General features: G+C 39.2%; 16 protein-coding genes and 1 riboswitch. Of the genes, 14 read left to right on the top strand and 2 right to left on the bottom strand.

Annotated features, from left to right (window positions below; all coding sequences use genetic code 11):
• The 3 genes from AC0UA9_RS10605 to rnd all read left to right on the top strand — a co-directional run bounded on the left by AC0UA9_RS10605 (window position 1) and on the right by rnd (window position 3,250).
• Complete coding sequence (locus AC0UA9_RS10605) at window positions 1-621, top strand: L-threonylcarbamoyladenylate synthase (protein ID WP_475659853.1); 621 nt, start codon at window positions 1-3, stop codon at window positions 619-621.
• 104 nt (window positions 622-725) lie between these two features.
• Complete coding sequence (gene rluB / locus AC0UA9_RS10600; RefSeq protein ID WP_475659849.1) at window positions 726-1,805, top strand: 23S rRNA pseudouridine(2605) synthase RluB; 1,080 nt, start codon at window positions 726-728, stop codon at window positions 1,803-1,805.
• A 293-nt stretch (window positions 1,806-2,098) separates the two neighbouring features.
• Window positions 2,099-3,250 carry a ribonuclease D gene (gene rnd / locus AC0UA9_RS10595; RefSeq protein ID WP_475659845.1) on the top strand — a complete coding sequence of 384 codons (1,152 nt, stop codon included), beginning with the start codon at window positions 2,099-2,101 and terminating at the stop codon, window positions 3,248-3,250.
• A gap of 15 nt (window positions 3,251-3,265) precedes the next feature.
• Here the strand turns inward: rnd and AC0UA9_RS10590 are convergent, their stop codons facing one another.
• The gene (locus tag AC0UA9_RS10590; protein ID WP_475659844.1) at window positions 3,266-3,676 is read right to left on the bottom strand and encodes a hypothetical protein; all 411 of its coding nucleotides are present in this window, start codon (window positions 3,674-3,676) and stop codon (window positions 3,266-3,268) included.
• Between the two features lie 141 nt (window positions 3,677-3,817).
• Here AC0UA9_RS10590 and AC0UA9_RS10585 point away from each other — a divergent pair, with 141 nt between their 5' ends.
• From AC0UA9_RS10585 to icd, 7 genes are all read left to right on the top strand, one after another.
• Window positions 3,818-4,102: a YcgL domain-containing protein gene (locus tag AC0UA9_RS10585; RefSeq protein ID WP_475659842.1), complete on the top strand. Its 285-nt coding sequence runs from the start codon at window positions 3,818-3,820 to the stop codon at window positions 4,100-4,102.
• Complete coding sequence (locus AC0UA9_RS10580; RefSeq protein ID WP_475659840.1) at window positions 4,092-5,132, top strand: lytic murein transglycosylase; 1,041 nt, start codon at window positions 4,092-4,094, stop codon at window positions 5,130-5,132. Before AC0UA9_RS10585 ends, AC0UA9_RS10580 begins: the two co-directional genes overlap by 11 nt.
• A gap of 13 nt (window positions 5,133-5,145) precedes the next feature.
• On the top strand, window positions 5,146-5,664 hold the full coding sequence (locus AC0UA9_RS10575) for a YcgN family cysteine cluster protein (RefSeq protein WP_475659839.1): 519 nt from the start codon (window positions 5,146-5,148) through the stop codon (window positions 5,662-5,664).
• Between the two features lie 121 nt (window positions 5,665-5,785).
• Window positions 5,786-6,652, top strand: a complete 867-nt coding sequence (locus AC0UA9_RS10570) for a DMT family transporter (RefSeq protein ID WP_475659837.1) — start codon at window positions 5,786-5,788, stop codon at window positions 6,650-6,652.
• A 108-nt stretch (window positions 6,653-6,760) separates the two neighbouring features.
• A complete protein-coding gene (locus AC0UA9_RS10565) occupies window positions 6,761-8,299 on the top strand; it encodes a Re/Si-specific NAD(P)(+) transhydrogenase subunit alpha (RefSeq protein WP_475659836.1) in 1,539 nt (512 codons plus the stop codon).
• A gap of 9 nt (window positions 8,300-8,308) precedes the next feature.
• Window positions 8,309-9,718 carry a Re/Si-specific NAD(P)(+) transhydrogenase subunit beta gene (pntB, locus tag AC0UA9_RS10560; RefSeq protein WP_475659833.1) on the top strand — a complete coding sequence of 470 codons (1,410 nt, stop codon included), beginning with the start codon at window positions 8,309-8,311 and terminating at the stop codon, window positions 9,716-9,718.
• A gap of 490 nt (window positions 9,719-10,208) precedes the next feature.
• Window positions 10,209-11,459 (top strand): NADP-dependent isocitrate dehydrogenase, encoded by a 1,251-nt coding sequence (gene icd, locus AC0UA9_RS10555; protein ID WP_475659832.1) that lies wholly within the window; start codon window positions 10,209-10,211, stop codon window positions 11,457-11,459.
• Window positions 11,460-11,601: 142 nt separating this feature from the next.
• On the opposite strand, the gene AC0UA9_RS10550 is transcribed toward icd, so the two are convergent.
• Window positions 11,602-12,363 carry an ElyC/SanA/YdcF family protein gene (locus tag AC0UA9_RS10550; RefSeq protein WP_475659831.1) on the bottom strand — a complete coding sequence of 254 codons (762 nt, stop codon included), beginning with the start codon at window positions 12,361-12,363 and terminating at the stop codon, window positions 11,602-11,604.
• 365 nt (window positions 12,364-12,728) lie between these two features.
• Window positions 12,729-12,933: riboswitch (Lysine riboswitch) on the top strand.
• A 161-nt stretch (window positions 12,934-13,094) separates the two neighbouring features.
• Between AC0UA9_RS10550 and lysC the strand changes: the two genes are divergently transcribed.
• The 4 genes from lysC (at window position 13,095) to recD (ending at window position 24,314) form a co-directional block, all read left to right on the top strand.
• Complete coding sequence (gene lysC, locus AC0UA9_RS10545) at window positions 13,095-14,474, top strand: lysine-sensitive aspartokinase 3 (protein ID WP_475659829.1); 1,380 nt, start codon at window positions 13,095-13,097, stop codon at window positions 14,472-14,474.
• Window positions 14,475-14,740: 266 nt separating this feature from the next.
• Complete coding sequence (recC, locus tag AC0UA9_RS10540; protein WP_475659828.1) at window positions 14,741-18,445, top strand: exodeoxyribonuclease V subunit gamma; 3,705 nt, start codon at window positions 14,741-14,743, stop codon at window positions 18,443-18,445.
• Complete coding sequence (locus tag AC0UA9_RS10535) at window positions 18,442-22,257, top strand: UvrD-helicase domain-containing protein (protein ID WP_475659826.1); 3,816 nt, start codon at window positions 18,442-18,444, stop codon at window positions 22,255-22,257. Before recC ends, AC0UA9_RS10535 begins: the two co-directional genes overlap by 4 nt.
• Complete coding sequence (recD, locus tag AC0UA9_RS10530; protein WP_475659825.1) at window positions 22,257-24,314, top strand: exodeoxyribonuclease V subunit alpha; 2,058 nt, start codon at window positions 22,257-22,259, stop codon at window positions 24,312-24,314. The genes AC0UA9_RS10535 and recD overlap by 1 nt, the downstream gene beginning before the upstream one ends.
• Window positions 24,315-24,388 lie beyond the last annotated feature (74 nt).

Raw genomic sequence — 24,388 nt, 5'->3', positions numbered from 1 at the left:
ATGAGTCAATTTTTTTATGTACACCCAGACAACCCGCAAGGGCGCTTAATGAAACAAGCGGTGGCAATTATTAAGCAAAGTGGTGTGATTGTTTACCCTACGGATTCCGGTTATGCCTTAGGTTGTCATATTGGTGATAAAAAAGCGTTAGAGCGTATCTGTCAAATTAGAAATATTAGTAAAGCACACAACTTTACTTTAGTTTGCAAAGATTTATCACAATTATCCGAATATACTCGCGTAGATAATGAAGCGTATAGACTATTAAAAGCAAATACGCCTGGTGCCTATACTTTCATATTTAAAGGCAGTAAAGAGGTACCTAAGCGATTACTCAACCCGAAAAAGAAAACCATTGGCATTAGAGTGCCAAACAATACTATCTGCCAAGCCTTGTTGGCTGAACTAGCAGAGCCTATAATGTCTACTAGTTTGATCATGCCAGGCGAAACAATGGCTGAATGTGACCCCGAGCAAATTCGTGATTTATTAGAGCACCAAGTCGATTTAATAATTAACGGTGGTTATTTAGGCGAGCGTCCAACGACAGTGATCGACTTTTCAAACGATGATATTGAAGTTATACGTGTAGGAGAAGGTGACCCTTCTCCATTTGAGTAACGCTACTTAAGTCATCTTGACTCGTGATCTCAATTTTAAATAATGTAAATGAGCCAGAAGTATGTTTCTAGGGAACTGCTACTGACGTAACAGAGTAAACAAACATGTCTCAAGACAACAATAGGCCTAAGGCTAAAAGAACTGCAACCAACACCAATGCCATTAACAACAAGTATGGCAAACGTGGTGTTGGTAGTAAAGCCACAGTTAAAAAAGGACAGCGTAAAACCGAGCAAGGTAAAGCTAGCCAGGGGAAAAATAAAACCGAAAAACCAGCAGTAAACAAAGCCAAAGTTGACTTTCAAAAAGCGACAGTGAAAAACTCTGAAAAACTACAAAAAGTTTTAGCAAGAGCCGGGAAAGGTTCGCGCCGCGAAATGGAAGCAATCATTGGGCAAGGGCGGGTTAGTGTTGATGGTAAAACTGCTTTTTTAGGTGACAGGGTTGACGGTAGCGAGCAAATACGTGTTGATGGCCATCAAGTTAAGCTAACTACGCAAGCAGAAGATATTTGTCGCATTTTAATGTACAACAAACCTGAAGGTGAAATGTGTACCCGTAAAGATCCTGAAGGTAGGCCCACCGTGTTTGATCGCCTTCCGCCGTTAGAAACAGGACGCTGGGTGGCTGTTGGACGTTTAGATATTAATACATCAGGTATGTTACTTTTTACCACCGATGGTGAGTTAGCTAATCGACTTATGCACCCCTCTCAAAGAGTTGAGCGTGAATATGCGGTGCGAGTTTTTGGTGAAATTAATGAAGCTATGCTGCAAACACTTCGCACAGGGGTAAAATTAGAAGATGGCCTAGCACGTTTTGAAAAAATTACTTACCGGGGTGGTGAAGGGAGAAATCATTGGTTTCATGTTGTTCTTTCAGAAGGGCGCAACCGTGAAGTTAGGCGCTTATGGGAAAGCCAGGAAGTACAAGTCAGTCGTCTAATCCGTGTGCGTTATGGCGATATGGAGATGAAACGTCAATTACCTCTGGGCGGTTGGATAGAACTAGATTTAAAGGAAGTCAATTACTACCGTAAGCTAGTGCAATTAAAATCTGAAACACAATCCAAAGTTAAAGTTGACGAAAAGGCGATGGACAACGCTAAAAGTCGTCGAATTCGTCGCTCGGTGAAAAAGCACCAACAACGGCAACAGCAGGCAACACGCCGTAGAAGAAAATAACTAGCATAAAACTCAGGTAACATACTCTTTGCTAGTTACCTGATTTCTTAGGCGGCTTAAAAGCTTTCTCTAGTAGCTATTTATCCTGATGATGTCGTTCAATTTATTGGCGATATTCTTACGTCTTACGCAAATTTTTTGTTTGTCTGACGAACGACAGGTGAAAAACTTCTAGTGAGATCTAACAAATATAACAAGTCGTGTCAGGTAAGCTAACACCTGCAAAGTGAGTTTTAACCAGACAAAATAAGTTAACAAACACCAATAAGTTAAGCGACAAAAACGTAGGTATTATGCAGTATCAACTCATTGAAGATTTTACAAGTTTACAAACCCTTTGCCAGCAATACAGCCAAGCAGAATTTTTAGCCATAGATACAGAATTTGTTCGCACGCGTACTTATTACCCTAAATTAGGCTTGTTACAAGCATTTGACGGTAAAACCCTTGCATTAATTGACCCTGTTTTAATCCATGACTTATCACCTTTTTGGCAGTTATTAACCAATGCTAGCATTATAAAAGTGCTACACGCTTGCTCAGAAGATTTAGAAGTGTTTTTAACCAGTGCTCAATGTAAGCCGGTTAATCTCATGGATAGCCAAATAATGATGGCTTTTTTAGGGCATGGTATATCAATCGGCTATGCCGCTATGGTGAAACACTTTACCGGTGTTGAACTTGATAAGTCAGAGTCGAGAACCGACTGGACAAAAAGGCCTTTATCGTCAGAGCAGTTACGTTATGCAAGCGCAGATGTTGATTATTTATTTAATATTTACCCTAAGTTGGCAGCCTCTCTTGAACAAGCTGGGTGGTTAAATTATGCTCAACAGGAATCACAGTTGTTAGTGGAAAAAAAATTCACACCGGTTGATGAAAATCAATTGTATCGCCAAATGAAACTTGCTTGGCGCTTAAATGCTAAACAGTTAAATACTTTGCGGCATTTAGCTAAGTGGCGTTATCAAGAAGCAAAAGCACGTGATTTACCGTTAGGGTTTATTGTTAAAGAAAGCACCTTAATAGCAGTAGCGGCTAGTTCGCCGTTAACTTTGTCAGCAATGAATAAAGTTGAAGGCGCTGAAGTGCTTGATATTCGTCATAAAGGTAAAGCAATGTTAGCAATAGTGCAGCAGGCTGACCAAGACAATGAATTAAGCTACCCTAAAAAAATACAACGTTTAGATGAGTACCCAAATTATAAACAAGTATTTAAACAGGTAAAATCATTTATAAATGCTATCAGTGATAAACATGCGTTAGCCATTGAAAACTTAGCTTCAAAAAAGCAAATTAATCAGTTTTTAAGCTGGCACTTTGATCTAAATGACACTAGGGAGTTAATGGCCATTAGCGGAGTTTACCCTGATATTTTAACTGGTTGGCGCAAAGATTTATTTGGCCAACAGCTAAAAATTTTTGCTGAAAACGGTTTTAAATAACGGGATAAAGCGGGTTTACATGCCCGCTATAAACTCGGCTATCTCGTCTTTTAATTCTTGGTCGTCAATGCTTTCACTGGCAACTTGAGCTTGTTTCGCATAGTCGAGTGCTTTAGTTGACTCGTCAAATTCTTGCTGCCTTTGTGCCATTGCCAAGTAAATTGACGCAGTAAAAGAAGGGAGTTGTAACTTAGCAGCCGTATTTATGGCAATGTCATAAATATCCATAGCTAAATCACCTTCTTCGGTAAAATCACCTAACGCCTCCCATTGTAATGGGTGATCTTTAGGAGTTCCTTGGTTTGTCGCACAAAGCTTTTGTAAATCTTTACAGGCACTTTCTCTGTCTTCATCGTTACCTGCTGCTGAAGCATTAGCAATTTCTTGACAAATAGTGAGAATATCATTGTATAAAGGGGCTTTCATTGTATTACCTAAAGTGAGTGTATGTTTGCCATAAAGCGATATAATTTATTACCTATTATATCGCATATCGACACGAGTGCGTGATATATTATCTGTCCATTATTTATTAACTGTATATTTTACTTTTTATAGGTTTCCTTCATGCTATGTGCCATTTATAAAAGCGCTAAAAAAGAACACACTTATCTTTTTGTGAAAACCCGCGATGATTTTTCTTCAGTGCCCGAGGCTTTATTGCATACCTTTGGTACACCAACTTTAGTTACTTTAACGAATTTAGCGACCAAAAAAAAATTGGCTTTTGCTGACTTAGCCAAGGTGAAAACGAATTTAAATGAACTCGGTTATTATTTACAGTTACCGCCGCCTAAAGAAGATTTATTAAAACAACATAAAGCACAAATGGAGGCCGGTAATGACATTTAACTACATAGTTTCGACAATTTTAGCGGTTGGTTTACTCTTAATACCATATAAAACAACCCAAGCTAACACATTAACTGAAGAAGGCTTTTCAGAATATGTTGTTGAATTAAAAGCAGAAGCTTTAGCGCGAGGTTTTGAGCAAACGCTAATTGATGAAAGTTTTGCTAAGATAAAATTTCATAAAAGAGCGGTTGTTGCCGATAGAAAACAACCAGAAAAAGTTGAAACGTTAGACACTTACTTACCTAAACGTGTACCTGCTTGGAAAATAAAACAAGCGCGAGAGTTATTTAAAGAACATAAAGAGATACTAACAAAAATTGGTAATGAATATGGCGTACAGCCTCGCTTTATTGTCGCTTTATGGGGCTTAGAAACAAACTTTGGTAAATTTACTGGTGGCTATAATGTTATTTCTGCTTTATCTACTTTAGCCTATGAAGGACGCCGAGAAGCTTTTTTTAAAAAACAGTTATGGGCAGCACTGACAATTTTAGCACAAGGACATATTAAAATTGACGATATGAAAGGCTCATGGGCTGGTGCTATGGGGCAAAATCAATTTATGCCAACCTCTTTCTTAGGATATGCGGTTGATGGCGATGGTGATGGCAAAAAAGATATCTGGCAAAATCAAGTCGACATATTTGCATCCATGGCAAATTACTTGAAGAAAGAAGGCTGGAATAACGATTTAACTTGGGGCCGCCAGGTGAAATTACCAGAAAACTTTGATACATCATTAGCTATCCCAAAAAATACGGGCAGTCGTAAAAATTGGTTAAAAGCTTGGGCTGAAACCGAGAAGTCATTAGCACAGTGGCAAGCTTTAGGGGTTCGACGTACTGACGGCACTAACCTTCCCAATGTTAATATTAAGGCAGCATTGGTTTTTCCTGATGACGAGAATGGCCGTGCTTATTTAGCGTATGATAATTACAAAAGCTTAATGCATTGGAACTTATCTTACTACTTTGTTAGTTCAGTGGGACATTTATCAGATTCAATAAAATTTCCACCTATTCAATAAGCCATTATTAATTATGACTACTTCTCAAAAAGAAATTCCGTTTTGGCAAAGTAAAACATTAGCCGAGATGTCGCGTAGCGAATGGGAGTCGCTTTGTGATGGTTGTGCTAAGTGTTGTCTTAATAAGTTTATTGATGATGAAAGCACTGATGAATACAATGAATTGCAGCCTACCAGCCATATAGATGAAGGTGAACAAGTTGTTTATTCTAATATTGCTTGTTATTTGTTAAATGAAAAAACTTGTCAATGTAGCCAATATACTAAAAGAACAACGCTTGTGCCTGATTGTGTGCAATTAACCCAAGATAACTTGGCCGATGTTTTTTTTATGCCGCCAAGTTGTACTTACCGTCGTTTACAAGAAGGGCGAGGTATCCCTTCTTGGCATCCATTACTGCATCAAGGTAAAAAGACGGCCATGCATAAAGCGGGTATGTCAGTACGTGGCAAAATAGTAAAAGATGATGATGTAGCGCTTGAAGATTTTGAAGACTATATCGTTATGTGGCCGCTTAATGATATCGACTAACTGTAATTGACAGCTTTACTTATTAAAAACAGGGCGTTTACCTTAGGTGGCGCCTGTTAAACTATTGCTTATTCAAGCGATTAACCTACTTATTATAACTAACTACAGACTAAGTTTGCCTATGAAAGCACAACAGCAAAGCCTTTTGTTTTTGCATAGTGCAGTATTGCTTTTTGGCGGTACTGCATTATTTTCTAAACTCATTGGTTTACCTGCTTTAGATATCACTGTTTATCGTACTGCGGTTGCCGCAACAGTTTTATTTGTTTTGTTAACATTACAAAAGCAACAAATAACTTTGGCAACCCCAAAAGATTACAAAATTGCTGTACTGTTGGGTGTTGTGGTAGGAATTCATTGGGTTACTTACTTTGCTAGTATGCAAATGGCGGGCGTAACCATAGGCATTATTGCTTTTTTTACTTACCCAGTGCTGACTGTATTTTTAGAGCCACTGTTAAGCCAAACCAAAGCTAAGCCACAAGCAAAAGACGTGGTTATTGCGTTTGTTGTTTTAATCGGCATTTTTTTATTAATCCCAGAAATTAATTTAGGCAACCAAGTAACGCTAGGAATAATCACCGGTGTGATCTCTGCTTTTTTCTTTGCTTTAAGAAATGTGCTTCATAAAAACTATTTTAGCCATTATTCTGGGCCGCATACTATGCTTTATCAAACCTTAGTAGCTTTTTTAATGTTAGGGCTTTTTGTTGAAATACCGCCTACTGCGGTTACTCGCAATGATTGGTTGCTTATTCTGCTGGTAGGCGTTGTTTTTACCGCTATGCCTCATGCTTTATTTGCTTCATCATTACGACACCTGTCAGCTACTACAGCAGGGCTTATTTCTTGTTTACAACCATTATATGGCAGTATGTTAGCCTTTTTATTACTCAATGAAAGGGTCAATATGTTAACGATTATCGGAGGTATGTTAGTAATAAGTGCAGCGCTTTTTGAAACTTGGTCGGTTAGCCAAAGAAAGTAAGCGTTTGTATGAGAAATTAATTATTTTTAAATGGGTGTTTAATATTAACCCAATAAGTGGTAAAACATTAAACAGTTAGTCTTTTTTATCAACTGTTTAAGGTGTTTTATGATCATTGGCATTCCCAAAGAGTCGCTCAAGGGTGAAAACCGCGTTGCAGGCTCACCCAGCGCAACCAGCGCATTAGCTAAATTAGGTTTTACTGTACAGGTACAAAAGGGTGCGGGCGTTAAAGCGAGTTTTACTGATGAAGAGTTTACGCAAAGTAGTGCTGTAATAGTCGCCAAAAAAACCTGCTGGCAAAGCGATATTATTTTTAAAGTGAATGCACCTACCCTAGACGAAGTTGCTTTGATGAATGATGGTGCAACACTTATTAGCTTTATTGCACCCGCGCAAAGCCCAGACTTACTCGAAGCGCTACGGGCTAAATCAATCACCACACTTGCCATGGAAATGGTGCCTCGAATGACACGCTCTCAATCAATGGACGCTTTAAGCTCTATGGCTAACATCGCGGGGTATCGTGCGGTTATAGAAGCATCACACCATTTTGGTCGTTTTTTTACTGGGCAAATCACCGCCGCAGGTAAAATGCCGCCAGCAAAAATTATGATCATAGGTGCTGGTGTGGCTGGCCTTGCTGCAATAGGTACCGCCAGTAGTTTAGGCGCGATTGTTCGAGCATTCGATACTCGCCCTGAAGTAAAAGAGCAAATTGAAAGTATGGGGGCTGAATTTCTTGAGTTAGATTATGAAGAGGCTGAAGAAGCTGGCTCTGGTGATGGCTACGCTAAAGAAATGAGTAAAGCGTTTATTGATGCAGAAATGGCACTTTTTGCTGAGCAAGCGAAAGATGTTGACATTATTATTACTACCGCAATGATTCCTGGTAAGCCTGCACCTAAACTCATTACTGAAGCTATGGTAGAGTCAATGAAAGTAGGCAGCGTTATTGTTGATTTAGCCGCCGGTGGTGGCGGTAACTGTGAGTGCACGGTTGCCGGTAAAGTGATTAATGCGCACGGCGTGCAAATTATTGGTTATACGGATTTAGTTTCTCGCCTGCCAAACCAAGCATCACAGCTTTATGCTAATAATTTAGTGAACTTAGCTAAACTCCTCTGCAAAGACAAAAATGGTAGCTTCACTATTGATTTTGACGATGTTGTTGTTCGTAATATGACCGTGGTCAAAAATGATGAATTAACGTTTCCACCGCCACCAATTAAAGTGAGCGCCGCACCTGCTCCTGCCCAAAAAGCGAAAGTAGCACCAGTGGAGGCAACAGTAGAGGCGCCTGTATCGCGCGAAAAAAAATATGCTTTCATGGCTGCAGGTGTTGCCTTGTTTGGCTGGATAGCAAGTGTGGCCCCCGCTGATTTTCTAACACATTTTACTGTATTTGTATTAGCTTGTGTTATTGGTTACTACGTGGTGTGGAATGTAAGTCACTCACTCCACACCCCGTTAATGAGTGTTACCAATGCTATTTCAGGCATAATTATTGTTGGTGCGCTACTACAAATAAGTGCTGATAACATCTTAGTACAAGTACTTGCAGCAATCGCAACTTTGGTAGCTACAATCAATATTGTTGGTGGCTTTAAAGTGACTAGTCGCATGTTAAAAATGTTTAGTAAGTAGGAGGGCAGTATGGAATCTACACAAATAGCGTCTCATGGTTTTATCGGTGCTGCCTACGTGGTTGCAGCACTACTTTTTATTTTTAGCTTGGCGGGGCTCAGTAAGCAAGAAACAGCCAAACAAGGTAACTTGTACGGCATGATAGGGATGGCCATTGCCTTATTAGCAACTATTTTCAACCCCGAAGTAACCAGTATTTGGCTTATTGTTATTGCCATGGCAATTGGCGCTGTGATCGGTTTAAAGTTGGCCAACAAAGTGGAAATGACACAAATGCCTGAGCTAGTGGCAATATTGCACAGTTTTGTTGGTTTAGCGGCAGTATTGGTTGGTTTTAATAGTTACTTTGAAGCCGGGCACAGTACGATTCATACTGCTGCGCAACAAACAGCGGCGAATATTCATTTAACCGAAATTTTCTTAGGTGTTTTTATTGGCGCAGTAACCTTTACTGGCTCTATCGTTGCATTTGGTAAGTTAAGTGGCTCAATTAACTCAAGTGCTTTGACCTTGCCGCACCGTCATAAAATGAACCTTGCAGCGGGGGTGGTATCTTTTATTTTGATGGTGATGTTTGTTCAAGATGGTGGTTCAGATTTTACGCTCTTTTTAATGACGGCTATTGCTTTAGTCTTTGGTTGGCATTTGGTAGCTTCTATTGGAGGTGCGGACATGCCAGTGGTTGTCTCTATGTTAAATTCATATTCTGGCTGGGCTGCAGCCGCCGCTGGTTTTATGTTAACTAATGACTTACTGATAATTACGGGGGCTTTAGTTGGCTCATCAGGCGCTATTTTATCTTATATCATGTGTAAAGCGATGAACCGTTCGTTTATCAGTGTTATTGCAGGCGGCTTTGGTACCACAGTGGTTATTGATGAAGATAAAGATTACGGAGAACACAGAGAAATTCAAGCCGATGCTGTAGCAGATCTATTAGGGAGTGCTAAGTCGGTAATAATCGCACCTGGGTATGGTATGGCGGTAGCACAAGCACAATATCCGGTGTATGAGCTAACGCAGAAATTAATCAGTAAAGGAGTGGAAGTGCGTTTTGCTATTCACCCTGTTGCAGGGCGTTTACCCGGGCATATGAATGTGCTATTAGCAGAAGCCAAAGTACCTTATGATATTGTTTTAGGTATGGAAGAAATCAACGACGACTTCCCTGAAGCAGATGTGGTTCTGGTTATTGGTGCTAATGACACGGTTAACCCCGCGGCTAATGACGACCCTAATAGCCCTATTGCTGGTATGCCTGTACTTGAAGTATGGAATGCTAAAGAAGTGGTGGTATTTAAACGCTCAATGAACACAGGTTATGCTGGCGTACAAAACCCATTATTCTTTAAAGATAATAGCCAGATGTTGTTTGGTGATGCAAAAATAACCACTGAGCAAATTTCAAAGGCTTTGTAATTGTTGTAACACGCACTAAGTTAAGAGCGCTATTATTGTTACATAAGCGTTAGGTTGGTAGTTAATATGGTAAGTACAATAAACATAGTTGCAGGGAGGCAACGATGTTTATTGTGAAAAGTAGTGACAACAAGTCCCCTTAATTAGTGCGCAATAACTACTCGGTTATTCGCACAAAAATTAAAAAGAGCATTCAGCAAATAAATAGTAAGTATTACAGGTGAGCTCATCATCTCATTGTTTTTTTGCTTTACATTAGGGGCAATGACAGCTTAAATCATAAGAGTAATGCGCTAGGTCTACTTGAACTGCCTAAAGCATCACACTAAAGTATTATCGAGGAAAATTGATTATGCCTTGATTATAATCCTGTTTAGTTTACTGTAGTTTTTAGCCTAAGATAGTTTTAGACAATATGGCTTTAGTAAAATTAACTCGATAATTTTTCAGGTATTTTCAAACTTCATTCTTCCAATTAGGAGAGCGCCTTATGACAAGTAAAATCTCAATCCCCACTTCAGGTGACAAAATTACTGTATCTAATGGTAAATTAGTTGTACCTAATAACCCTATTGTGCCATTTATTGAAGGTGATGGTATTGGTATTGATGTAACCCCTCCTATGATTAAAGTTGTTGATGCTGCAGTGAAAAAAGCTTACGGCGGCAAGAAAAAAATCTCTTGGATGGAAGTGTACGCAGGTGAGAAAGCGACACAAGTGTACGATTCAGAAACCTGGTTGCCTGATGAAACTTTAGCAATGTTTAAAGAATATAAGGTGGGCATTAAAGGGCCATTAACGACTCCAGTAGGGGGAGGAATGCGCTCACTCAATGTTGCTTTACGTCAGGTTTTAGATTTATATGTGTGTCAGCGCCCAGTACAGTGGTTTACTGGGGTGCCAAGCCCTGTTAAAAAACCTTCGGAAGTTGACATGGTTATTTTTCGTGAAAATACTGAAGATATTTACGCGGGCATTGAATATCAAGCGGATAGTGAAGGTGCCAAAAAAGTTATTTCATTTTTAACAGAAGAAATGGGCGTCACTAAAATTCGTTTCACGGAAAACTGTGGGATTGGTATTAAGCCAGTGTCAAAAGAAGGCACACAACGTTTAGTGCGCAAAGCCATTCAATATGCGATTGATCATAATAGAGATTCAGTAACCTTAGTTCACAAAGGTAATATAATGAAGTTTACTGAAGGAGCTTTTAAAGATTGGGGCTATGAATTAGCCTGTGAAGAATTTGGCGCTGAATTAATTGACGGTGGTCCTTGGTGTCGTATTAAACACCCTAAAACCGGTAAGGAAATCATCATTAAAGATGTTATTGCTGATGCCATGTTACAACAAGTGTTGTTACGCCCAGCAGAATACAGTGTTATCGCCACGCTTAACCTAAATGGTGATTATTTATCTGATGCGCTTGCTGCACAAGTTGGCGGTATTGGTATCGCGCCAGGGGCTAACTTAAATGATGATGTTGCTATTTTTGAAGCAACACACGGCACAGCGCCTAAATATGCAGGTAAAAATAAAGTGAATCCAGGTTCGGTAATATTATCGGCCGAAATGATGTTGCGTCATATGGGCTGGGTAGAAGCAGCTGATCTCTTGTTAAAAGGCATGTCAGGAGCTATTGGTGCTAAAACAGTAACTTATGATTTTGAACGTCTAATGGATAACGCAACTTTAGTAACCTGTTCACAATTTGGTGATTGTATTATTGAACATATGTAAATAAGGATAGGTTCTAGGCATTAGCTAGATATTAAGTACCAGAAACAGAGTATTCACAGGTGAGTGAAACTCTGTTTTTTTTGACTCAATTTAATTCATCCAAACTAAACACAACTGCCAGAGTAAGCAAAACTGAGACAAATTAAACTAAACGCTTAAGCCATTGCACAAATAATCCCAAACTTTCATACCAAGCAGCTGTAGTTTGTCGTAAGCTTTTGCTGTTTGGCACGTAATATTGCCAACCTTTAGGGCTGTTGATATTTTTAACCCAAAAACCTGTGGGTGCAGGTGTTGGCTCAACACCATGCACCTGAAAATATTTCATAGCGCGTAACATGTGGCTGGCATTTGTAACTAAAACAACATGGCGGTTTTGTACTCGCAGACTTATTAATTCTGCCTCCTCCTCAGTGTCTTGTGGGAAATTTTCGGTAATGATTTTTTGTCCCGGTATGCCTAACAGTATTAAAGCCTGTTTCATTTGTTGTGCATGTGATATCTCACCTTCCAAATGGTGACCTGAAGTTATAATACGTGCTTCAGGATGTAAGTTATAAATTCTCAACACTTCAACTAACCTTTGTAATGCGTTGGTATTAAGCTGGCTTGTTACCGGTAGCGCATCATTATTGGTGTGCCAACCACCTAACACCACAATGTAATCAACGGGTGTAGTGGAGCGAGTAAAGGCGTCATAGTTATTTTCAATCGCAAGCATGAAGTGATCAGCAACTATTGGCATTGCAGATAATAGCAAGAGTAAGCCAGAAAAAAATAAACACTTAAAGCTTCTTTTAGGGCGATTTCTAAAGTAAAAAATAGCTAAAAGCAATAAAATTAATACGAGATTAATTGGCATAATAGCCGCTGAAATAATTTTTTTTAGTAAGAATAAATCCATTAGGTTCAATATATTATCAAGTAGAAACAAGGCTTATTTTAGACTATAGCAAAAGCTATACCAATTTCACTAACTTTCCCACCTTAGTGTTTCATTCGTGAGTGCAGAACAAGCTTAATTGATTCAACAGTATCACTCTATATTTCATCAATTAGTATGTTTAACGATGAGAAAAGCGTTATTTAATAATTTGGTGCTTTAAACTTTCACTCATTCGTTAATGAAATATTAAGCTTATGCTTTAACTATATAATAACAGGTATCTAAAATTGATGTTATAGACGTCTAAAAGTCTATTGCATTTTATCGGTATTTAAGGTTTAATATTGCCGTTGCGAAAATATGAGGGTTATAGCTATTTAAGCAACACCAGAAGAGGAGCGATAACTAGATAAGTAATGCTACACCCCCAGGTGTTAGGAACCACATTCCAATATGCATTATTGAAGGAGATTATCGCCGAGGGCATAAACACTGTGGCTGTTTATGTTCGGTCACTAGGGCTGAATCCTTAGGACTGTCACCTGAATTTAGTGTCTGGAAAGACTTAGGTGGAGAGCTTCTGGCTGAAAAGTTAACATGTTTGTGTCATTATTATCAATGCGTTAGCCATAAAACTCTTCAGTCATGCTCTTCCTGTTTTATTTAGTGAATGATCTTATTTGGTATTAATTTATGCACGCTTATTTTAGCTACATTAATAGTAAAGATCATGTTTAGGAAGATTATCCATGTTAAATCAAAATGTATCTCATGCAAACTCCGCACTTACCGTCGCTAAATTTGGCGGTACCAGTGTTGCTGACCATCAGGCAATGCTTCGCTGTGCTCATATTATTAAAAATGACACCAGCAATCGCTTAATCGTTGTTTCCGCAAGTGCAGGCGTTACCAATTTTTTAGTGCGCTTAAGCCAAGAAAATATCTCTGTTGATGAACAAACTGATATTATAGAAAAAATTAAAGCAATTCAGCTAAATATTACTCAGTATTTAGCCAAAGATGTAGCGCAAGCACTCAACAGTGAAATAGCCGGTTTACTAACAGAGCTATCATGTCACGCGTTGAAACAATCACAGCAGCACAGTGTAAAACAAGCCGATACTATTCTTGCCTTTGGTGAACAATTTAGCTCTCGCATTTTTGCAAAAGTATTGCAATCCGTTGGAGTGAATGCAGCTTACTTTAATGTACAACAAGTAATGAAAACCAATAGCTTATACGGTAAAGCGGTTGTCGATACTGAACAGCTGCACTTTGCATGTCATGAACTTCTAGCGCCTAAGCTAGCGCAACAAGTAGTGGTAACACAAGGCTTTATAGGGCAAGATGGTTTAGGCGAAACCACAACACTGGGACGTGGGGGATCTGACTTTAGTGCTGCTTTATTGGCAGAAGCCTTGAATGCCAGTAACTTGTCTGTTTGGACTGACGTGGTTGGTATTTTTACCACGGACCCACGTATTACAGAGCACGCGCGCGCGATTAAAGAGATTAGTTTTGGTGAAGCGGCAGAAATGGCAACATTTGGTGCTAAAATACTACATCCGGCAACATTAATTCCAGCTATGCGTCACAACATCCCTGTTTTTGTTGGTTCAAGCAAGGAGCCAGAAAAAGGCGGCACTAAAATAAAAAAATCGGTTGCCTCTAACCCAACCTATCGCTCAATAGCACTAAGACGAGAGCAAACATTGGTAACAGTAAAAAGCCCAGCTATGTTACATGCCAGTGGCTTTTTAGCTCAAGTATTCGGTATCTTAGCAAAACATGAACTCAGTGTTGACTTAATAACCACCAGTGAAATAAGCGTTGCACTAACATTTGACAACCCTAGCAGTTCTGCACAAGCCTTGATTACCTCAACGGTAGTGCAAGAACTCGAGCAACTTTGTGAAGTAACCGTAGAGCATGGTCTGTCATTGGTAGCTGTTATAGGTAATGGTTTAACTTGTGCTAAAGGGATAGGGCAAACAATTTTTCAAACCATTAACGACACGAATGTTCGTTTAATTTGCCATGGTGCTAGTGCCAATAACTTATGCTTTTTAGTGGATGAAAAAGATGCAAATAGTGTGGTTGAAAAGCTTCATCGAGAATTATTTATTTAGTTGGACTTATTATTATTTTAGATGACGTCAGCGGTATAATTTAATTGATCTTATTAAAGGAGTAACATTAAATCGGTTAAATTTACCCCATAAAATTAACGACATTCTAGAAAGGTGCTAACCTGCTGTTAGCACCGAATACTTATCACAGTGAAATGCTTACTTTTGCTTTAACCAAAGCACTAGTTATCTTTTAAAATACATGGTGTTCAATACCAGCTTGTGGTTAAATTTGCTTTATCAAGTTTTACACGACAGGTGCTCAATTGATTAACCTTTATCCTGCTAACAAAATGGAAAATTTGTTACTGCTGCTTAATAAAATCTCCCAACTATCTCCTTTAGGTGTATTCAATCAAGAAGTGATTGTGGTACAAAATCCAGGTATGCAGCACTGGTTAAACCTCAGTATTGCAAAAGAGCGTGGCATTAGCATGAATATGCGTTATGCGCTGCCTGCACAATACTTATGGAAGTTAATTAGAACACTCGCTAGCGATGAAGATGTGCCTGAACAGTCGCCTTATTCAAGAGAAGTATTAACTTGGCGCATTTATGCGCTATTAGCAACGCAAAAAATTGTTGAAGATAGTGACTTTAGCGCAGCAACAAGTTATTGGCATAAGTCATCTGTTGATAATACTGATGCTACTCAAGCGCAAAACTTTTCGAGCCAAGAAAACTTGAAACGTTACCAACTAGCTCAACAAATGGCTGACTTATACGAGCAGTATTTAATTTTTAGGCCAAACTGGTTAGATTCATGGCAAAACGGACTAGAAATTGAACTTTTGTCTCATGACAGCAAGTGGCAAGCAAAACTATGGCAACAGCTGATTAAGCAACTAGCTTATAACCCGGTCGAGCTATTAAATAATGCTATAGCCAATATCGACAGTAAACTGCAACTTGACCCATTGTTATTACCTAAACGCTTAAGTTTTTTTGGCATTAATAGTATGGCGCCTATGTGGTTAACTTTTATTAATGCATTAAGTGAATATATAGAAGTCGATTTTTATCACCTTAACCCCTGTTTTTCCTATTGGGGTGATATTATTAGTGAAAAACAAGCCATGAATAAACTATCCCATTGGTCAAAAGGTGTTGATGACGAACACCTTTTTGTAGGGAACCCTTTACTCGCTAACCTTGGGCAACAGGGGCGGGAATTTTTAGCTTTAGTGCAAGATTACAGCACAGTTAATGTTGAATTGTTTGTCAAAGCGAGTACCAAGCAGTCCAGTGACGTTGATGATGACAACATGAATAACGATAACGAAACGTTGGCACCCACTGAGCGTATTTTACACAAAGTACAAAATGATATTCTAACGCTAACTGACGCCACAAAAGCACCCGAGCAAGTAATAGATGATTCAATTACGCTCGTAAGCTGTCACAGTGCGTTACGAGAAGTGCAAGCATTACATGATTACTTACTTCATCAATTTAATCACTCAGCGAAGCAGGCTAAAAACGCAGCAGACAAGCTCACACCAAAAGATGTTTTGGTTATGTGCCCACAAATCGAGCAATATGCACCTTATGTCAATGCAGTTTTTACACGAGGATGGCAAGACTTAAATGATGAAGTACCACCATTACCTTGCTCTATTGCCGACCGTAGCGCCAAAGACAGTGACCCTTTAATTGCCGCATTTAGTGACTTATTAACCCTGCCTGACTCACGCTTTCAAGTATCCCATTTATTAAGTTTTATTCGCTTACCCGCGGTTGCCAATAAATTTGCAATTAATGAAGAAGACAGTGAAAAAATTAGTGCCTGGTTGCAACAAGCTACTATTCACTGGGGCTTAGATAAGTCACATAAAGCCAGATTACTCGGTGAACAAGTAAATAACAGCTTTACTTGGCAACAAGGCTTGTCGCGCTTACTCAGAGGTTTTGCTTTTTCAGATACCGATACTATTTACCAAAACCAACTCTTATTGGGCGTGGTAGAAGGTGACGATGCGGTATTACTTGGGCAATTAATGTTATTTATTGAACAGCTACAAACGTTGGCCCAACAATTAAATACACCAAGAACCGCGAAAGGATGGCAGAAATTTTTACTCAATCAATTGGATGAATTATTTGCCACCAATAGTTATTTTTCTGCTGAGGTAAAAAATAAAAATTCAGCTTATGGCGCCAATGCCCAGGTAAATAATGCTCAGATAAGTAATGCACAGATAAATAAGCAAATTGAAAATAGTTTAAGTATCATCGAACAAGCCGTGAGTGCCTTGGTTGAATATTGTTCAAATGCCCATTTTGATGAAGAGATTGATTTAGCCATCGTCGTCGACTTTCTTAATAACCACTTTAGTCAGGGGGATGCCAGTCGCCAATTTATGATTGGACAGGTAACCTTCTGCTCTATGCTGCCTATGCGGAGTATCCCCTTTAAGGTGATAGCGGTATTAGGCTTGAACGATGGAGAATTTCCAAGGCAACGTCAACCATTAGGTTTTGATTTAATGGCACAAAGCGCAGCCAAACTCGGCGATAGATCTCGCCGTGGTGATGATCGCTATTTATTTTTAGAAGCCATTATTTCGGCTAGAGACTCGCTGTATTTAAGCTATCAAGGCCGTAATATCAAAAACAATAATGAGCAACAGCCATCATTGGTACTAAAAGAATTAATGGATTACCTTGCCCAGGGCTATGGTTGGACATTTTCTCAAGATGATAACAACCAACAACAAAACAGCCAATTAAAACAAATAGCCATGCAACCCTTTAGTGAAGCAAATTACTTGGCAAATGAAAGCTTAAATGAATACGCTAGTGCTAGCACAGCAAGTTTTGACGCTAACTGGTTAAAGCTAGCGCAAGGCAAGGAGCAAACGGTGAATGAAACTAGCGCGAATGAGCATACCGCTAAAGGCCAAATAAACCAGGAAACCCCGTTAGTAATCGCCGATGAGAATATCCACTTAATATCAATAACGGCTGACAACTTAATCCGTTTTTTTCAACATCCAAGTAAAATGTTTGCCCAGCAGGCATTAAATTTATACTTAGACAATAATAACGTGCAATTAAATGATGTTGAGCCTTTTAGCGCTGATTATTTAGATCGTTATTTACTAAAAGAAGCGTTATTAAAACACGCGATGCTAAAGCCAGAATTACTAAAGCAAGAAACCACAATACCTACAGCAGAATTTTCCACACACAACACAGAGCAAGTATTACATACAGCGCGATTATCAGGAAAATTTCCAGACTTACCCAGCACACAAGTTAACTTTGAACATTGGCTTGATGAAATACAAAAATTTAGCCAAGCAATAATAGCGCAAGGCTGTGATAACCCCGAATTACTTGACTGCCAAATAACACTAAACAACCGACAAAATTTAAGCCAAGGGCAACCTATCACTTTAACGGCAAAAATGCCGGTGAAACTAACGCATAACGGTGTTCAATTGGTCTTTTATCGTAGCTCAGGTGCAAAAGTGAAAGATTTATTCACCTTATTTATACATCAGTTAATAGTACAACTTTGGCAACAACAAAATAAAGCAACGGCCGACTATGCCAACCACCCACTTAGCCAAGTAGAAAGCACCTGTGGCTTCTACTTTAATGCCAAAGCGCAAAGTGTAGAGCACTATAGCGTTACAGCGATTGACCATGCTGAAGCTGAAATGAATGGGTTGCTAAACACCTATGAACAAGGTCAAAAACAAGCCTTGCTACTTAACAGCGAATTAGCAGCGCACGTATTTAAACAAGTTCGTGGTAAAAAGGTTGAACTCACACAAGATACTTTTGAAAAACTCTGGCATGGCGATGACGCTACGCCAGGTTTTGGTGATGACCCCTATCTTCGTTACTTTTGGCCACAATGCCCCAATATAGCGAGTTATTTACCGCAATTGACTACGGTATACCAAAGCTTATATCAGCATGTAAATAAGCAAAAGGTGAAAGTGACAGGTGAAAACTCATGAGCCAAGCAGTAAATATCAAGTTAACTAATTTAGATGCAGCAACAATCCCGCTAACTGGGCGACATTTAATTGAAGCCAGTGCGGGTACAGGAAAAACCTACAATATAACTCGTATATACCTACGCTTACTGCTCGAGCGAGAGTTGAAAGTAGATGAAATTTTACTGATGACATTTACCAAAGATGCCACCCAAGAACTAAGAGGGCGAATTGATGCTTTTATCCGTGATGCGCTCAATAATTGGCACACCTTGTGTGAGCAAGACAATTATTTTAAAGCTATCGACGCACGTGTTAACCCCAATAATACTAATCCCAATAAAATTGAATTTTTATTAAAACGGGCTTTACTGTTTTTAGATGAAGCGGCTATTTTTACGATTCATGGCTTTTGTCAGCGGGCGTTAACACAACATGCTTTTACCAGTGGTCTAGCGTTTAATGCGAACATGTCAACTAATAGTAGTGAGTTAGTGCTTGAAGCAACGCAAGACTGGTACCGTCAACTCGCTAAACAAAATACTGAAAACTACCTCTTAGTAGAAGAATTTTGGCCAACCCCCAGTGCTTTTATCGCCAGTTTTGCCAAAGCAATTTCACATCGAAATAAACTGATGGTGATTGAGGTGCAAAGCTTGGTTAATCATTTCACCCAATTGGCTACCCAAGCCACTACTGCATTAAATGAAAACACAAGTTTACTTGCAGACGGTTTAGTTGCACATAAAAAGCCAGAAGAGCAAGCGAAAAGAGCAGACGAATTAGTTAAATTAACACAATGGTTACAGTGTATTGCGCAATGCCAAGACGAAAGCACTTTACTTGCAGCAATCGCGCAGCCAATGCCAGATTATTTACTCAATGGTAGTCGGCATCCTAAAGCATTTAAAGTGTTATTAGCACAGGTATTAGATAGCGCTAAAGAAATTAAAGCACAGGTTAAAAATTTAGCGAAAAACATTAATAAAGCTAAAGCTTACCAAATAGTTAGAAGTGCAATTTACCAAATAAGGCAGCAAGTAAAGCAAACAAAAGAGCAGCTTAATTGTTTAGATTTTGACGATCTTATAAATACACTAGCAGACTGTTTACAACAACCGACAGAAAACGCTTCGCTAGACACGCCACAAAAGGCTGAACAAGCACAAAATAACCCCTTGTCTAACCCCAGTAGTCATAATGCGTTAGCGCAAACCTTATTGGCACAATATCCCGTGGCATTAGTGGATGAATTTCAAGATACTGACCCACAGCAATTTGCTATTTTACAGGGTATTTACTATCAAAAAAATGCCTTACAGGGTAATTCAGCTATTGATAGCAACACTAACAAGAATGCGCTTTATTTAATTGGCGACCCCAAACAAGCTATTTATGGTTTCAGAGGCGGAGATATTTTTGCTTATTTACATGCGCGTAGTGACTGTGATTACCACTGGCTTATGGATACTAATTGGCGCTCAAGCCCTGATGTAGTTAATGCCTATAATCAAGTGTTTTTAGGTGCTAATACTGACAGTAACAGTAATCAATCTGTCTTTGGTTATGGCATTGAGTACCAAGCGGTTTTAGCTGGAAAAAAAGCACAAGAGACTATTGAGCCAGCAGGCGATACCGGCAGGGCATTACGCTTTGTGCATTTTACCGGTGAAAATGTTGGCGAAAAAGTACCGCAATCAGTTAGGCCATTAATGGCAACTTGGTGTGCTAATGAAATCGTTAGCTTACTCAATGACGTTAGTACTAAGACAAAAATAAACCCTAAAGATATTGCTATTTTAGTGCGTGATGGGCGTGAAGCCAGTGCAATTAAAGAAGCTTTACTGCAAGCAAACTTAGCCAGTGTTTTTTTGTCTGATCGCGCTAACTTATTTGACAGTGAGCAAGCTAAGCAACTAACTAAGCTATTAAAAGGGATACTAGCGCCAGAAGATGAACGCATTTATTTAAGCGCCATTACCTGTGGTTTACTGGGAATTAATGCCGCTTCATTATATAAACTGCAGCAGGACGAATCGGCCTATCAAACATTAAAATTTAGTTTTTTTGCTTATCGAGAACAATGGCAACGCCAAGGTTTTATTGCCATGGCAATTAGCCTAATGCATCAACATCTTGATTTTTCCAGTGTTGATAAAAACGGTAATAAGTTACGTGCATTAACCAACCTTTTACACCTATTTGAAGTATTACAGTCAGCGAGCCAAAAGTTTTTACAACCACAAGAATTACTTTATTGGTTTGAACAACAATGTAATGACGATGGCGCAAGAGCGGCCAATGATTTAGAAACGGAGCAGCGTCTTGAAAGTGACGGCGATCTTATTCGTATTGTTACCCAACATGGTGCTAAAGGTCTTGAGTATCCTATTGTTTTTATTCCCTTTGCCACGCGTCATAAAGATCCGCTTAAATTTGGCAATAAGTCGGTCAGTTATATTGAATACCACAATGAACAGGGACAATTATGTTTAAGCTTAGATGGTGATGCAAACGCTAAAATTGCCATGGCAAATGAAGCCTATGCTGAAAGTATTCGTCTGTTATATGTTGCGATAACGCGGGCAGAACGTCGTTGTTATATTTTAACTACAGCGTTTGAAAAGTATGCCTTATCGCCTTTAGGTCAAACCTTGCAATGGCAAGCTGAGCAAGACATTACACAAAGTCTGCAGCAGTTAGCGGCTAAATCACCTGAAACGATAAGCGTTCAAACAGAATTATTTGACGACATTGCCGATGCGATTGCTAGCAATGCTTATATGCAAAACCAATCTTATCAACAAAAAAATGAACTTAAGGCAAGTAAGTTTGTGGGTAAAATAGAAAGGGATTGGTGGTTAAGCTCTTTCTCAGCATTGAGTAAAAATTTGCGTCATGGAGGAATTTCCTCACCTGATAGAGATTCAGTAGAAACTATCGACCATAACGTCACAAACCATAAAAGCGATCAAGCGTTATTACGTTTTCAACTGGCTAAAGGGGCGCATAGTGGTAATTTATTACATGATATTTTGGAGCATAGTAACTTTAAACCGAGTACGGCCATTAACAGCAACATGTTGGACAGTATTCAACGACCGTTACTTAAATATGGTGAACTAACAACCGGTTTTACTCACGTTGATTTACTTGATTGGCTTGATGAAATAGTGCAAACGCCACTGTCAAATTCACTCACTAATACATTAACTAACACCACTTCAGCTCATTTTAGTTTAAGTGCTATTCCGCGAGAAAAAACCTTACGTGAAAGTGAGTTTTATTTTCCTATGAATGAGGCCAGTATTCGTGATTTAGAGATATTGCTAACCGATCATCGAAATACCAATAAAGAAACAGCCCAGCACAGTATTGCGCGGCTACCAAACTATCAATCGTTAAAAGGCATGATGCATGGTTTTATTGACTTAGTGTTTGAACAAGACGGTAAGTATTATGTGTGTGACTATAAATCTAGCCACTTAGGAGAGCGTTTTAATGACTATAACCCTGAGGCATTACGCGAAGATATAGAAAAAAATTATTATGACTTACAATACCTTATCTATAGCTTAGCGTTACACCGTTACCTTCAACAAAAACTCAGTAATTATAATGTAGAAGCGCATTTTGGTGGTATTTACTATTTATATTTACGCGGCATGAGCAATGATGAAGAGCACCAAGGTAAAGGCGTTTATTATCGTCAAATTACCCCAGCAGAACTAACACAATTAAATGAGATTTACTTAGGTAAAAAGCGAGATGCAAAACCGACTAAAAAACAGCACGAAGAGCTAAATACTAACCTAGCTAAGGAGCAACAATAATGACTCAAGCAGCATTTAGTTTTCACCAAGCTCAACAGCAGTTAGCCAATATAGAAGCCATAGATCATTTCTTTGCCAAAGAAATGACGCTTGCGTTAACCGCTACTACTGCTTTAGCGGATGACACAGCGGCAGGCGATAAAACAGGCATATCTGATGAGAAAAAACACATTTTATACCATTTATTTATTGCCTTAAGTGTTAGTTTACGGGCAGGGCATACTTGCTTACCCATTGCAGAAGTTGCCTCAATACATTGGGGGGTTGCCTTTGATGAACTAGGTGAATGTAGCCATCAAGGTTACCCTTTTCCTAGTATCGATATTTTAATTGCTTTACTTAACGCGCTTAATATTACTGCGAATGAACAACAACCAATAGTGTTTGCTGATAACAAACTATATATGCGTCGGTATTATCAATTTGAGTGGCAGCTTGCCCACGGTATTAATGAACGATTAACACAAGCACTAACAACATCCATTACTGACATAAGCGCTATTATCAATCATTTATTTCCGCGCGCACAAGAAGAGCAAAGCACAGAGCAGCAAGAAATTGATTGGCAAAAACTTGCGGTTGCTAATGCTATTAATAAAAACTTCACGGTTATTGCCGGTGGCCCTGGTACTGGCAAAACCTACACGGTAACTAAGTTACTGGCAGCGTTGTTGATGTTAGAGGAACAAAAGCAATTGCTTGCAGAAAACACACCAAATTCGGTGGCAAACAATCAGCTTGATAGTCATTGTACTCATCAGCCTAAAACATTAGAGATAGCGTTAGTTGCGCCCACAGGAAAAGCCGCACAACGTTTATCTGAATCTATTATCAAGGCAATTGCCGGCTTTAAAGGGTTAGTGGCTGACAGTATTTTAGCCACAATACCAACGCAAGCAAAAACGATTCACCGTTTGTTAGGTGTTATTCCTAACAGCCCAAACTTTAGGCATAATCAACATAATTTATTGTCTTGTGATGTTTTATTGATCGATGAAGTGTCTATGGTGGACTTACCCATGATGGCACGTATATTTCGCGCATTAAAACCAACAAGTAAAATTATACTTTTAGGTGATGCTGATCAACTCCCCTCTGTTGCTGTGGGGAGTGTACTAGCAGATATAGCCCCTAGACCACATCGCGGCTATAGCGAAGAAAATTTAGCTTATTTAGCCAAGGTCTGCCAATTACCCCCAGCGTTATTAGCCAAACAGTTTACGCAAGCTGGCGCTAATCTAGTTGGTGTTAGTCAAAGTGATTCAAAGCAAGCGGGTTTAGCTGTTAGCACGCACCATGATCACTTAAGCTTTTTAATGAAAAGTCGTCGTTTTGATGGCGAAGGTGGTATTGGAAAATTAGCCGCTTATGTTATTCAAGGTGAAACCAACTTAAGTTGGCAGTTGCTAGAGCCTTTGGCCAGCAAAGTATCTTTAGTAAACCAGCAAAACCAACTAAGCCTCACCGACAGCAATTTAAGCCATTGGTTACCCGCATTAATACAACAGTACTACCAAGGATTAGCGCGGGCTAGCGATGTTAGCCATGCGTTTGCACTGTTGGCAAAGTTTCGTGTACTGTGCGTTACTCGCCAAGGTGAACTAGGTGTTGATGCGTTAAACCAATGGATAAAGGCGCAATTATTTTCTCGCTTTAATACCAATGCCACCTACCATGGCATGCCAATTATGATCAGTGAAAACGACTACCGTCTAGGGTTATATAATGGTGATATTGGCCTACTTTGGCGCACTGATGAAGGTCAGTTAATGGCCTTTTTTGAAGACAGTGAAGACGGCTATAAAGTGTTTATGCCATCACGGTTGCCCAAATATGACAGCGTTTATGCCATGACCATTCATAAAACGCAAGGTAGTGAATTTGACCATGTCGTTATTGTGCTACCAAAACAAGCTGAACATCAATTACTTTCACGCGAGCTGCTTTACACTGGGATCACAAGAGCAAAATCAAAACTGACAATCGCCACTAATAAAGCAACTTGGCAACATGGCGTAAAAACAGCAATAAAACGTTACTCTGGGTTAATACTTTAACCAGCAAGGTTATATTTTATGATCAAGGAGACATTTCTTAACATTATCATTTACAATGGTTTTAAATAGCATAC

The organism is Colwellia sp. F1 (assembly GCF_056238625.1).
The sequence above is the reverse complement of the archived record's forward strand: the minus strand, read 5'-3'. Positions and strand labels throughout refer to the sequence as shown.

Coding starts and splice junctions, on each gene's coding strand:
- AC0UA9_RS10605 (WP_475659853.1), top strand. CDS start 1: ATGAGTCAATTTTTTTATGTACACCCAGACAACCCGCAAGGGCGCTTA.
- rluB (WP_475659849.1), top strand. CDS start 726: ATGTCTCAAGACAACAATAGGCCTAAGGCTAAAAGAACTGCAACCAAC.
- rnd (WP_475659845.1), top strand. CDS start 2,099: ATGCAGTATCAACTCATTGAAGATTTTACAAGTTTACAAACCCTTTGC.
- AC0UA9_RS10590 (WP_475659844.1), bottom strand. CDS start 3,676: ATGAAAGCCCCTTTATACAATGATATTCTCACTATTTGTCAAGAAATT.
- AC0UA9_RS10585 (WP_475659842.1), top strand. CDS start 3,818: ATGCTATGTGCCATTTATAAAAGCGCTAAAAAAGAACACACTTATCTT.
- AC0UA9_RS10580 (WP_475659840.1), top strand. CDS start 4,092: ATGACATTTAACTACATAGTTTCGACAATTTTAGCGGTTGGTTTACTC.
- AC0UA9_RS10575 (WP_475659839.1), top strand. CDS start 5,146: ATGACTACTTCTCAAAAAGAAATTCCGTTTTGGCAAAGTAAAACATTA.
- AC0UA9_RS10570 (WP_475659837.1), top strand. CDS start 5,786: ATGAAAGCACAACAGCAAAGCCTTTTGTTTTTGCATAGTGCAGTATTG.
- AC0UA9_RS10565 (WP_475659836.1), top strand. CDS start 6,761: ATGATCATTGGCATTCCCAAAGAGTCGCTCAAGGGTGAAAACCGCGTT.
- pntB (WP_475659833.1), top strand. CDS start 8,309: ATGGAATCTACACAAATAGCGTCTCATGGTTTTATCGGTGCTGCCTAC.
- icd (WP_475659832.1), top strand. CDS start 10,209: ATGACAAGTAAAATCTCAATCCCCACTTCAGGTGACAAAATTACTGTA.
- AC0UA9_RS10550 (WP_475659831.1), bottom strand. CDS start 12,363: ATGGATTTATTCTTACTAAAAAAAATTATTTCAGCGGCTATTATGCCA.
- lysC (WP_475659829.1), top strand. CDS start 13,095: ATGTTAAATCAAAATGTATCTCATGCAAACTCCGCACTTACCGTCGCT.
- AC0UA9_RS10535 (WP_475659826.1), top strand. CDS start 18,442: ATGAGCCAAGCAGTAAATATCAAGTTAACTAATTTAGATGCAGCAACA.
- recD (WP_475659825.1), top strand. CDS start 22,257: ATGACTCAAGCAGCATTTAGTTTTCACCAAGCTCAACAGCAGTTAGCC.